Here is an 11,491-nt window from a genome sequence, read left to right as displayed (position 1 = left end):
GCCGAATGCCTACGGGACTTCTGCAACGGTACACTAGGATCCGCCCGGAATGCCCGGCTCGGTCATCGCCCGGGGATCGAGCACCTCGTCGAGGCGGTCCTCGTCAAGGACGCCTTCGGCGCGCGCCACTTCGCGCACCGTCTTGTCCTCCTCGAGCGCCTGCTTGGCGAGCGCCGCGGCGCGATCGTAGCCGACGTGCGGCGCCAGCGCCGTCCCCAGCGACAGGTTGCGCTCCAGCAGCTCGCGCGCCCGCCCCGCGTTGACCTCGATCCCGCGCACGCACTTGTCCGCGAGCACGGCGGACGCCGAGGCCAGCAGGCCGATCGACTGCAGCAACGCGTGCGCCATGACGGGCATCATGACGTTCAGCTCCAGGTAGCTGCCCAGCCCGCCCACGGTTACGGTCGTGTGATTGCCCATGACCTGCGCGGCGACCATGTGCACGGCCTCCGGAACCACCGGGTTCACCTTGCCGGGCATGATGCTCGACCCGGGTTGAATCGCCGGCAGCGTGATTTCGGCGAGGCCCGCGCGCGGGCCGCTCGCCATGAGCCGCAGATCGTTGGCGATCTTCGCCAGCGACACCGCCACGGTGTTGAGCGCGCCGTGGGCGAACACCACCGTGTCGCGCGTCCCCTGCCGCTCGAAGTGATCCTCTGCCTCTCGGAAATCTCGCCCGGTGAATTCGTTGAGGAGGGAGATGGCGGCGGCCGCGAAGTCCGGATGCGTGTTGATGCCGGTGCCCACGGCGGTGCCTCCCAGCGGCAGCTCGGCGAGGTCACGGGCGGCTGCGCGCACGCGCTCGGCGCCCAGCTCCACCTGCCGCGCGAAGCCGGCGAACTCCTGGCCCAGCCGCACCGGCGTCGCGTCCATCATGTGCGTCCGACCCGACTTGGTGATCTGGTCGAACTCCCGCGCCTTCTCGGCGAGCGCCGAGCGCAGCCCTTCCAGCGCGGGCAGCAGATCCGCGTGCACGCGCTCCACCGCCGCCACCTGCATGGCGGTGGGGATGGTGTCGTTGGAAGACTGTCCGTAGTTGACGTGATCGTTCGGGTGGATGCGGTCGCCGTCGCGCAACTGCGAGGCGCGCGTGGCGATCACCTCGTTGGCGTTCATGTTGGTCGAGGTGCCGCTGCCGGTCTGGAAAATGTCCAGCACGAAGTGGTCGTCGTGGTCCCCCGCGACCACCTCGTCCGCGGCCCGCTCGATCGCCTCTGCCACCGGCCCCTCGAGCAGGCCGAGCGCCGCGTTGGTACGCGCGGCGGCCTTCTTGATCAGCCCCAGCGCCCTGATGAACTCGCGCGGGAAGCGCAGGTCGCTGATGGGGAAGTTCTCCACGGCGCGCTGCGTCTGCGCGCCCCACAAGGCGTCCGCGGGGACCTGCATCTCGCCCAGGGAGTCCTTTTCGATTCTGACGTCGCTCATGGGAATCACCTATCGCTTGGGCGGCCGCGACGGCCGCACCTCGACCCGGCTGGCCAGCGTCCGGGTCGGCATCGCGAGCAGGTCGAGCACGACCCGCGCCACGTCTTCGGGCTGGATCTTCCAGGAATCGTCCGTGCCCGGCGTAGGATGCGTGAATCCCGTGGCCACGCTGCCGGGCATGACGTAGCTGACGCGGATGCCGTCGTGCCGGACCTCCTGCATCAGCGCCTCGCTGAAGCCGACCAGCCCGAACTTGCTCGCGTTGTACGCAGCGCCGCCGGGAAAGGCGTTCTTCCCCGCCAGGCTGGCCATGTTGATGATCCAGGAATCCTCGGCCTCTCGGAGGAGGGGGATGGCCGCGTGCGAACAGTGAAAGACGCTGTCCAGATTGGTCCGGATCACGTCTTCCCAGGTCTCGGGGTCCATGTCCGCGACGGGTTGAAATCGGCCGATGCCGGCGTTGTTGATCAGCACGTCCAGGCCGCCCAATGCCTCGGCAGCGCTGGCCACCAGATCGGCGCACTGGCGCGGGTCTCGCACGTCGCACCTTATGCCCGCGACTCGGGCCCCCTCCGCCGCGCCCTCCGCCAGCTCGGCGGCGAAGCGCCGCACGCCGTCCTCGGACCGGGCCGCGACCGCCGCCGAAGCGCCGTGCGCGACCACCGCCTCGGCCACCGCCCGCCCGATCCCCTTCGTGCCGCCAGTTATGAGCACCTTGCGCCCCACCAAGTCGGGCCCCGTCCCGGTCGTCATGCTATCGGCCAGTGCCTTCCTCCGCGCCCTGCGCGGCTCTGGGTTGCAACCGTCTCGCACGAATGCTGCACCCGACACCTTGCGGGCCGAGGTCTCGTAGGAACTGGAGTCTACGGCGCGAACACGAAGGGTCGCCACCGCGGGCGGTGAGAGGACCCAACCGGGAACGGGGATGGTATAGCGAGCATGGCGATCAGGGACACGCTGGGGGCGGCGAGGGCGGCCGGCCGCGAGTGGGCGCGCGACGCGGCGGCGGGCGCGCGCGTGTGGGCCGCGGCGGCGCGGCGCGGCGGCGCTCGGCTGCGCCTGCCACGGCTGACCCCGCTGCGAGCGCTGCTGCTGGCGCCGCTCCTGATCGTCGTGGCGCTGGCGGCGTTCGCCGCCACGCTCCTGCTCCCGGTGGTGTCCTGTCGAGGCCCGGAATGTCCCTCCGTCGAGGCCATCGCGGCCTATCGGCCCCCGGAGGCGAGTCGCGTATTCGCGGCGAACGGCACGGTGCTCGCTGATCTGTCCCCGCACCGTCGCGTGGTGGTGGCGCTGGAGAACATCGCCCCCGTGTTGCGCGACGGAGTGGTGGCCGTCGAGGACCGGCGTTTCTGGGATCACGGCGGCGTGGATCCCCGCGGCGTGGCGCGAGCCGCGTGGCGCAACGCGCGCTCGGTGGAATTGCGCGAGGGCTTCAGCACCCTGGAGATGCAGCTAGCGCGCAACGTCTTCCCGGAGACGATGCCGCTCTCGGACCGCGGCCGGCGCAAGGTCTGGGAGGTGGTTCTCGCTTCGCGCATGGACGAAGCGCTGGACAAGCGTGAGATCCTCGAACGCTACCTGAACCAGATCTACCTGGGCTCGGGGATCTACGGCGTCGAGGCGGCGGCCAGGGCCTACTTCGGCAAGTCGGCCGCGGAGGTGAACGCCGGCGAGGCAGCGCTCCTCATCGGGCTGATCAAGTCGCCGGAGCGCTACAACCCACGCCGGTCGCCGCAGCGGGCCCGCGAGCGCCGCGACCTCGTGCTGCGCGTGCTCGCGGACCGCCGCGTGCTGGACCACGAGACGGCGCGCGAGGCGGCCGCGGAAGACGTGCGGTTGGCGCCGCCGTTCGCGTCGGCCACCCCCGCTCCCTACCTGGTCAGCGCGGTGCGCGGCGAGTTGGCCGAGTTGTTCGGCGACGACGCGGACGAGCGCGGGCTGCGCGTGTTCACCGGACTGGATCCGCGCCTGCAAGCGGCGGCGCAAGCCGCGCTGCGGTCTCAGATCGAGCGCATCGAGGCGGGCGCTTACGGGACCTGGAAGCACGCCGTGCCGGACAGCGGCTCTACGCTGGGCAGCTCCCCGGGCGCTTCGCCCTACCTGCAGGGCATGATCGTCGCCATGGACCCGCACACGGGCATCCTGCGGGCGCTCGTCGGCGGGCGGGATTTCGTGCACTCGCAGTACGACCGCGCGTTGCAGGCGCGGCGCCAGCCCGGGTCCGCGTTCAAGCCGATCGTGTACTCGGCGGCGATCGAGTTCGGCATGCCGCCGACCGCACTGGTTTCGACCGGCCCCGTTGAGATCAAGACCGTGGGCGCGCCCGTCTGGCGGCCGGGCGATCACGTCTCGGACAGCGTCGGCGCGCTGACGGCGCGGCAGGCGCTGGCCACGTCGTCCAACCACGCCGCGGTGCGCGTCGGCCGCTGGGTGGGCGAGGAGTTGGTCGTCGCCGCCGCCCGGGACCTCGGCATCACGACCCCGATGGAGCCGTTCCCGAGCATCCACCTCGGGGCGGCCGACGTCATCCCCGTCGAGCTGGTCGCGGCCTACGCCGCCTTCGGCAACGGCGGCTGGCGCGTTCGTCCCAGGCTGCTCGCGCGCGTCGAGGACGCGTCGGGGCAGGTCCTGTGGGCCGCGCCCACGGCGCGCGAGCGCGCGCTCGGCGAGGCCGCCGCGTTCGTCACGCTGACGATGCTGGAGGATGTGGTCGACTACGGCACCGGCTCGGCCATACGGCGCGAAGGCTTCTGGGGTCCGGCCGCGGGCAAGACGGGCACGACCAACGAAGGCAAGGACGTTTGGTTCATCGGCCTGACGCCGGACATCGTGGCGGGTGTGTGGCTCGGCTTCGATCAGCCGAAACCGATCGGGACCGGAGCCAGCGGGAGCAGGCTGGCCGCGCCGGTGTGGGGCGAGTTGATGGCCGGCTACTACCGCGACCGGCGGACCCCGCTGCCGTGGCAGCCGCCGGGCTCAGTCATCGCGCTACCGATCGACACCACCACCGGGCACGTCGCGACCCCCGACTGCCCCGGCGAGTACGTCCGCACCGAGTACTTCGTACCCGGTTCAGAGCCACGCGCCTACTGCCCGACGCACGGCCGGGGCGGCTTCTTCGACCGGGTCTGGCGCCGACTGCGGCGTTCCTTCTAGTGCACCGTTGCAGGCACACTAGGCGGCCGGGCGCGACCCGCTCAGGCGCCCGCCGCCGCCGATCCCGACGGCTCCAGGACTGACTCGCCTTCTCCCGCGGCCGGCTGGAACTCCGCTCCGTGGTTGGCCAGCCAGTGCTCCGCGTCGAGCGCGGCCATGCAGCCGGTACCGGCGGCGGTCACCGCCTGACGATAGTGATCGTCGATGACGTCGCCGGCGCCGAACACCGCCGGAACGCTCGTCTCGGTCGATCCGGGGGCCACCCTCAAGTAGCCGGCGTCGGTCAGATCGACCGCCCCGCCCAGAAACTCGGTGTTCGGACGGTGGCCGATCGCCACGAACAGTCCCGCCGCCTCGAGCGTCCGCTGCTCACCGGTGTCCACGTGCTCCACCACGACACCCTCCACGAAGTCGTCGCCGAGGACGTCCTTCACCACGTGATTCCACTCCACCCGGATCTTGGGGTTCGACAGCACGCGGTCCTGCATCACCTTGGCCGCCCGAAACTCGTCGCGCCGGTGGACGATGGTGACCTCGCTCCCGTAGCGGGCCAGGAAGCTGGCTTCCTCCATGGCCGTGTCGCCGCCGCCCACGACCACGAGCGGCTTGTCGCGGAACGCCGGCAGGGCGCCGTCGCAGACCGCGCACGCGCTCACCCCCCCGCCCATCCTGCGCAGCCGCTGCTCGTGCTCCAGCCCAAGCCATTGCGCCACCGCGCCCGTAGCCACCACCACGGTGCGCGTCAGAACCTCCTCGCCCTCCGACGTCGTCAGACGCAGGGGCTGCGAGGTCAGGTCCACCGACACGATGTCTTCCGTGCGCACGCGGGTTCCGAATCGCTCGGCCTGAGCTCTCATGTCCAGCATGAGCTGCTGCCCGTCCACGCCCGTGGGGAACCCCGGGTAGTTTTCCACCTCGGTGGTATACATGAGCTGGCCGCCCGGGATCATGTCCGGGCTGGGCAGGCCCTCGAACACGAGTGGTTCGAGCTCCGCCCGCGCGGCGTACACGGCCGCGGTCCAGCCGGCTGGCCCCGACCCTATTATCACGATCTGCTCGATCTGTCGATCGCTCATCTTTCTCACTGCCTCTTTTTCGAACTGGGTGTGTTCCGCCCAACGCCGGACCCTCGAAGCCGGGTTCCGAGGCGTCGGCGGAACTCACGAACCGCAACCTACATTCCGGCGCAACCCCGGGTAGGCGGCGCAACCCGCTGTGCCGCGCGGCAGCCTGTCGCGCGCTGGCGCCCTATAGGCCCCATGCGTACGTTGGTTCCCGGGGGGTGAGGCCTCGGTACGGCACCGGACGGGTGATGCGGTCGGAAGAGGATATAGAGCGTCTACTGGGGGCGCTTCGGGGGGTAAGCTCGAGCCGGGTGATCATGGCGTCCGATGGGCGCATCGTGGAGATCCACGTCCTTTCGACCCCAGAATTCCACCCAAAGCAGGTCGTTCGCAACGTCGAATCGGCGCTGAGCGCGGCGCTTCGCATCGACGTCGACCGCCGCATCATCAGCGTGAGCCAACTCGAGGAAGACATGCCGCCGGCACGCGCAGATGGCGGCGCCGGTGATGGCCTCGAGGCAACGCGAGGACGCCAGCGGGGCGAGATCAGGCCCGGCGCTCCGACCGGCGACACCGATCCTGACTCGAGCGTCGTAATCCCGATCAGGAGGGATACGAGCTTCCTGCATGCTCAACCCGAGCGGGTTCGATTCGCGGGCATCCGCACCCATACCCACTCCTCGCGATCGGTGGCGTGCGAGGTCCTCCTGACGCTCGACGGGCAGGAATTCGTCGGGCGAGAGGAAGCCCCCGACACCGAGAGCGGCCGACTCAGCGCGGCCGCCCGCGCCACGTTCCTGGCGCTGGAGGCGGCGTTGGGCCAGGCTCCTGCCGTCCTGGAGGGTGTGTCCGCCGTCGACGCCGACGCCGGACGCTACGTTCTGGTTCTCGCGCGCGGCTTCTCGGGGCGCGACAGGGTCCAACTCGTCGGCACCGCCCGGCTGCGTGGCGCCGCCGAGGACGCCGCCGTAATGGCCACCCTGCAGGCTCTCGATCGCTGGCTCACGGCCGACGCCGCGGCCGGCTGATGAAGCACCCACTCGGCGCCGCCGAGAGGTCGGCCCCGGGCGCGCTGGCCGCAGTCGAGGAGATCGAGGGCGTGCACGCCGCGTGGCTGCGGATCGATCCGCGGGACGCGGGAGCGGTCGGCGAGATGGTGCTCGCGGTAGAACTCGGCGCTGAGCCGGACAGGGTGCGCGACGAGGCTCTGGAAGCGCTCGCGGCGCGAGGACTTCGGCTCGACCCAGCCGCGCTCCGGATCGCCGTGCTGGAAGGCCAGGGTGAGTTGCCGGAGGCCGCGCCGAGCCGGTGGACCCGTCCGCTGGTACGGCACGACCTGCAGATCCTGCGCGGCGACCGCCGCGCCACGTGCTGCGTAGAGCTCCGCCACGACGGCTTGGTCGTGGCTGCCGAGGCCTCCGACCTGGATTCCGGCACGGGGCGCGCACGCGCGGCCGCGCGTGCCACGCTGGGGGCCGCCGAGGAGGCCTACCCGGGCTGTTCCCTCGGGCTGCAGGGCCTGCGCCTGATCGACCTGGGCGGCAGGCCCCACATCGCGCTGACGGTAGAGGCCGTGTCCGAGCGCCGATCGGCTCGCCTCGCCGCTCTCGCGGCGGTGGATCCGTCCCCGGAGGAGGCGGCGTGCCTGGCCGCCCTGGGCGCCATCGAACGGTGGCTCTCGGCCTGATCGAGGCAGGTCCTCAGGGTGAGAGGCGCCGGCTTCCGTCCCCCTGGTAGGCAAACTCCACCGTCACGCAGCCCGGCTCCGCGCCCGGGCAGTAGTAGCCCAACACGCGCAGCTTCGCGTACTTCCCGGCTGCCGTGCGGATGACGAATGTGCCGGACTCGGGCTCCAACAGATGCGACAGGAAGTGGTAGGCGTACCACTCGTCCAGGACCGCGCTTACGGTGTCTCCGCTCGGCGTAACCAGGCTCGCCGAGTAGCCCCGCTCGGCCGCCTCGAAGAGCGAGTCGAACGGGCTCTCGCTGAAGAGTACGCCCGCGCCGCCCGCGAATTCCGCGCCGCCGTTGACGGCGAGCCGGTGGCGCTGCGCGGCGACGTCCCAGGCGCCGGCCATGTCCTCCACCGCGCCCACGCGGCGCCGCGCGATGTCGAGGCCGACCCAACCCTCGCCGGCGCGCGCGTCGATGGTCAGCGTGTCGGGACCCGCGAACCCCTCGGGCTCGTCTCGATCCGCCGGCGGCGAGGGCGCGTAAGACGTCACCTCCGGCCTCACCAGCGACGAGATCAGTAGCACCCCGATCAACACCAGAAACGCCGCGGCGATGGCCAGCAGCCACGGCGGCCGGGAGCCCGGGTAATCGCCTCCCGCGGGCGGGGTCGACCCGGGCGTCCCGTCCGCGCTACGCAAGGAACCGGTCAATCAGTCTCATGCCTGCCGAGCGAAGTCATCGTGGCGGTCGGTCCCGCCGACCGGAGCCTACGTTTCCACCCTCCGCCGCCTGAGACAAGGGCCCGGCGCACGAGCGTTCGATCCGTTCTATACGGCGGGCGGCGCGGATTGAAACATTCGCCGGAGAACCACGTCTTTCCGGAGGAAGCAATGTCACATATCGGCCCAACCGCCTCGCTGGCGATCGCCATCGCCCTCGCCGCGCCGGCGGCGTGCCAGCGCCCCGACAGCCCGCAGCCAGTGGATCACCCCGTGATCGAATCGTTCGCCAGCCGCGTCTTCGAGCTCGGTCTCGCGCCCGCCATGGCCGTGGCGGTGGTGCAGGGCGATTCGATCGTGTACCTGGACGCGTTCGGCCTGGCCGACATCGAGCGCGGCCGCCCGGCGACGATCGAAACCGGCTTCTACATCGCGTCGTCCACCAAGCCGTTCGTGGGGCTCGCGGCGTCCCTGCTCCACGCTCGTGGCGAGATAGACCTGGACGCGGCCGTCACCGACTACCTGCCCGACGCCGAGCTGCCGCAAGACGACGGCTCACCGTTGAGCCTGCGCGATCTGCTCACGCACACGCACGGGGTGTCCAACGACGGGCCGCTCACCTTCCGCGCGGCGTTCTCAGGAGCCGGCGAGCGGGACGAGATGATCGCGCTCATCGGCGAACACGGTCCCGCCGAAGCGGGGCGCGCCTTCGAGTACGGCAACGTCGGCTACAACGTGGCGAGCCTGGCACTGGCAACAGCGCTGGGCGAAACCTGGAAGCAAACCGTGGGGCGCGACATCCTGGAGCCCGTGGGCATGGCCGCCACCACCCCCAACGTGTCCACGCTGGACAGCGCCTCCCTCGCCATGCCGTACGCGGCCGAAGCCGAGGGCTTTTCGCGCCGGCACTACGCCAAGACGGACGCCAACATGCACGCCGCGGGGGGGCTGGTTACCACCGCGGCGGACCTGGCCCGCTGGCTGGAGGTGAACATGAGCGGGGGGACGGTCGATGGCCGCAGGGTGTTCCCCGAGGAGGTGCTCGCCGAGGCCCACCGGCCGCACGCCACCCAGGACAACGCGTTCGACGAGTTCACCCGCGAAGGCTACGGCCTGGGCTGGCACGTGGGACACTACAAGGGCGAGCGCCAACTCCATCACTTCGGCGGCTTCAGCGGCTTCCACGCCCACGTTTCGTTCATGCCCGAGCGCCGCATAGGCGTAGCGGTGGTCACCAACGAGTCCACGGTGGGCTCGCTGCTCGCGCTACTGACGGCCCGTTTCGCCTACGACGTGCTTCTGGACACGCCCGACCTGGAGGCCCAGGCGGACTCCCTGCTCGAGAGGTTCGGGGCACAGGTGGAGATGATGCGGGGGCGCATCGGCGAAGACCGCGCGCGTCGGGCGGCGCGGCCCGCCCAGCCGGCGAGGCCGTTCGGCGACTACGCCGGCGCCTACGCCAACGCTCAGTGGGGCACCATCGTGTTCGCGTTGGAAGGCGACGGCATGGTCGCGACGATGGGCCCGCTCCGCTCCGGCGTGGAGGTGCTCGATATCTCCCGGGAGGCTCTCCGCGTGGAACTCACGGGGCGCGGCTCGGTCGCGTCGTTCGTGTTTGGCGACGCTCCCCGGGCGGAGGCGGTAGTCGTGTTCGGCCAGCGTTTCGAGCGGCTGCCCTAGCGGGCGCGCCGACGCCGATCAAGCGAGATCGCCCGGAGCGCCGGGCGGGCGGCCAGGGTGGCCGGAAGTTCCGAATCAACCTACTTCGTCTGGTATTCCGTGGCTTTCGCCCCGGCCACGAACCGGCAGAAGCCCTCGTTGTAGGCCCGCTTGCGGATCTCCCAGACGCGCTGCACCCCGGGCAGGCTCAGGTAGCCGGAAAACTGCGCCACCATCGCGGTCCAGATTCTGGGATCCAACCTGCCCGCGTCGTACTGGTAGAACGCGTCCTCCCATACGCGGAAGACGCCCTGGATCATGGCGATGAAGCGCAGCCTGTCGGGTTCGCTCAGCGCCTCGAAGTCGGTCTTGCCGCGCGAGAACACCTCGGCGAGGCCGAGATCCTGGAACGACGTGATCGAGGCCCGAAAAGCCTCGTTCAGCTCGTGGACCGCGGCTATGCGCGATTCGCGGTTCTGCTGGCGGATCTGCGAGGCGAGGTAGACGAGGGTGATCACTACCGCGATCGCCCCGACCGTCTCACCGATAGCCCCAACGGCGTCCCAGTTCATTGGGGCACAAGTGTGCTGCTCCGGGGCACCGGCGGCAAGATGGCCGCCCCGGCCTAGGAGGCGGTCGCGAAGCGGCGGTACGCGGCCGGCGTGAGGCCCGTGGCTCTGCGGAAGATGCGGGTCAGGTGACTCTGGTCCGCGAAGCCGGACTGCAAGGCAACCCGGGCGATCGGTACGCTCCCGCCGGACAGCAGCCCTGCCGCGCGCTCCACGCGGCGGCGGTGGATCCAGCTCGTCACCGAAACCCCGTGGTGGCGCCGGAACGCGCGCGTCAGCGACACCGGGTGCACGCCGGCGGTCTGCGCCAGGCGCCAGACCCGGATCGGCCGGGCCGGGTCGTCGTCGATCCGCTCGCGCACGCGGCGCAGCCACCGCGGCGGCTGGTCGTCGCGGCCGAGGCCGCCTTCGGTAACCGCGCCAAGCACGCCGAACAGCGCCAGGCCCGCCTCCTCCGCGCGGCCGTTCGCGTCCTTCAGGACCTGCGCGAACTCGAGCATGGCTCGCGCGGCGGGCCCGCCATGGATCCATTTCCAGCCGAGTCGGCCAGTATCGCCTTCCTCGATGGAGCGGGACACGACTCCATCCAGCACCACCTGGAACGTGCGTGCGCCAGCCGAGCCGAACCTGTCACTGTGCTCCGTCCCGGCAGGTTTCACGACTACGCTGAGAGCGCCCGCCCGCGCCTCGGCCGAACCGGCGCGCTCCACGAGCGAGCCGCCGCACACGAGCGTCAGCGTATCGACCGGATGGGAGTGGGCCGCGTGGCTCTCCCCCGCCGCGTAGTCCACGAAGAGAGCGCTACAATCCGGCCCAGCGTGCGAAGGGCGTTTCGTGGCTCGTGACATGCTCCGGCATACGGCGCCGCGAGCGCGGCGGTTTCATCCGTTCAATATCGATCCGGACGATGGCCCGATCTTCGGCGCATGGATCCTTCAGATGCCTCGGCGCCGGCACCGCCCGGACGCACCGGAGCCCGAACGAGCCCGGCGAGGAGCCGCGTCCTGCGGCGGTTCGCGCCGGCCGCGCTCACCTGGACGCTCGTCGCGGTGGAAGCCCTCGCCATGGGGGAGGCCGGCTGGCAGAAGTTCGAGAGCGCCGCAGGGTGGAGGCACTGGTTCGAGGTCTTCGGATACCCGGCGTGGATGTCGGCGGCGGTGGGATCCGCCGAAATCGCCGCCGCCCTCCTGCTCCTCGTCCCGTCGCTGTCGGCCTACGCGGCCGC

11 protein-coding genes are annotated in these 11,491 nt (G+C 70.9%); 5 read left to right on the top strand and 6 right to left on the bottom strand.

Features of this window, described 5'->3' with window-relative positions; genetic code table 11:
* Positions 1-33: 33 nt before the first annotated feature.
* Entirely contained in the window at positions 34-1,425 is a 1,392-nt protein-coding gene (locus ABFS34_14275) for a class II fumarate hydratase (GenBank protein ID MEN8376610.1), read from the bottom strand.
* Positions 1,426-1,434: 9 nt separating this feature from the next.
* Positions 1,435-2,178 carry an SDR family oxidoreductase gene (locus ABFS34_14270; protein MEN8376609.1) on the bottom strand — a complete coding sequence of 248 codons (744 nt, stop codon included), beginning with the start codon at positions 2,176-2,178 and terminating at the stop codon, positions 1,435-1,437.
* A 186-nt stretch (positions 2,179-2,364) separates the two neighbouring features.
* On the opposite strand from ABFS34_14270, the gene ABFS34_14265 reads away from it, so the two are divergent.
* Positions 2,365-4,581 (top strand): transglycosylase domain-containing protein, encoded by a 2,217-nt coding sequence (locus ABFS34_14265; GenBank protein MEN8376608.1) that lies wholly within the window; start codon positions 2,365-2,367, stop codon positions 4,579-4,581.
* Between the two features lie 41 nt (positions 4,582-4,622).
* Here ABFS34_14265 and trxB read toward each other — a convergent pair whose 3' ends face one another.
* Positions 4,623-5,657, bottom strand: coding sequence for a thioredoxin-disulfide reductase (gene trxB / locus ABFS34_14260; protein MEN8376607.1), 1,035 nt, complete (start codon positions 5,655-5,657; stop codon positions 4,623-4,625).
* Between the two features lie 299 nt (positions 5,658-5,956).
* On the opposite strand from trxB, the gene ABFS34_14255 reads away from it, so the two are divergent.
* Entirely contained in the window at positions 5,957-6,673 is a 717-nt protein-coding gene (locus ABFS34_14255; GenBank protein MEN8376606.1) for a hypothetical protein, read from the top strand.
* Positions 6,673-7,332 carry a hypothetical protein gene (locus tag ABFS34_14250; GenBank protein MEN8376605.1) on the top strand — a complete coding sequence of 220 codons (660 nt, stop codon included), beginning with the start codon at positions 6,673-6,675 and terminating at the stop codon, positions 7,330-7,332. Before ABFS34_14255 ends, ABFS34_14250 begins: the two co-directional genes overlap by 1 nt.
* A gap of 13 nt (positions 7,333-7,345) precedes the next feature.
* Here ABFS34_14250 and ABFS34_14245 read toward each other — a convergent pair whose 3' ends face one another.
* The gene (locus ABFS34_14245; GenBank protein ID MEN8376604.1) at positions 7,346-8,029 is read right to left on the bottom strand and encodes an HmuY family protein; all 684 of its coding nucleotides are present in this window, start codon (positions 8,027-8,029) and stop codon (positions 7,346-7,348) included.
* A 180-nt stretch (positions 8,030-8,209) separates the two neighbouring features.
* Here ABFS34_14245 and ABFS34_14240 point away from each other — a divergent pair, with 180 nt between their 5' ends.
* Positions 8,210-9,718, top strand: a complete 1,509-nt coding sequence (locus ABFS34_14240) for a serine hydrolase domain-containing protein (GenBank protein ID MEN8376603.1) — start codon at positions 8,210-8,212, stop codon at positions 9,716-9,718.
* A gap of 80 nt (positions 9,719-9,798) precedes the next feature.
* Here the strand turns inward: ABFS34_14240 and ABFS34_14235 are convergent, their stop codons facing one another.
* A complete protein-coding gene (locus ABFS34_14235; GenBank protein ID MEN8376602.1) occupies positions 9,799-10,269 on the bottom strand; it encodes a hypothetical protein in 471 nt (156 codons plus the stop codon).
* Positions 10,270-10,322: 53 nt separating this feature from the next.
* Positions 10,323-11,057: an AraC family transcriptional regulator gene (locus ABFS34_14230; GenBank protein MEN8376601.1), complete on the bottom strand. Its 735-nt coding sequence runs from the start codon at positions 11,055-11,057 to the stop codon at positions 10,323-10,325.
* Between the two features lie 135 nt (positions 11,058-11,192).
* Here ABFS34_14230 and ABFS34_14225 point away from each other — a divergent pair.
* Positions 11,193-11,491 (top strand): hypothetical protein (locus ABFS34_14225; protein MEN8376600.1); only part of this gene is annotated, 299 nt, incomplete at its 3' end.

The sequence above is a fragment of the Gemmatimonadota bacterium genome (genome assembly GCA_039715185.1).
GTDB lineage: Bacteria > Gemmatimonadota > Gemmatimonadetes > Longimicrobiales > RSA9 > DATHRK01.
Note: the sequence above shows the minus strand (reverse complement) of the source record. Positions and strands in the feature narration are given on the sequence as shown.

Bases quoted from the DNA above. Each gene is read 5' to 3' on its own strand.
- ABFS34_14250 (MEN8376605.1), top strand. From the start codon at position 6,673: ATGAAGCACCCACTCGGCGCCGCCGAGAGGTCGGCCCCGGGCGCGCTG.
- trxB (MEN8376607.1), bottom strand. From the start codon at position 5,657: ATGAGCGATCGACAGATCGAGCAGATCGTGATAATAGGGTCGGGGCCA.
- ABFS34_14265 (MEN8376608.1), top strand. From the start codon at position 2,365: ATGGCGATCAGGGACACGCTGGGGGCGGCGAGGGCGGCCGGCCGCGAG.
- ABFS34_14240 (MEN8376603.1), top strand. From the start codon at position 8,210: ATGTCACATATCGGCCCAACCGCCTCGCTGGCGATCGCCATCGCCCTC.
- ABFS34_14275 (MEN8376610.1), bottom strand. From the start codon at position 1,425: ATGAGCGACGTCAGAATCGAAAAGGACTCCCTGGGCGAGATGCAGGTC.
- ABFS34_14270 (MEN8376609.1), bottom strand. From the start codon at position 2,178: ATGACGACCGGGACGGGGCCCGACTTGGTGGGGCGCAAGGTGCTCATA.
- ABFS34_14235 (MEN8376602.1), bottom strand. From the start codon at position 10,269: ATGAACTGGGACGCCGTTGGGGCTATCGGTGAGACGGTCGGGGCGATC.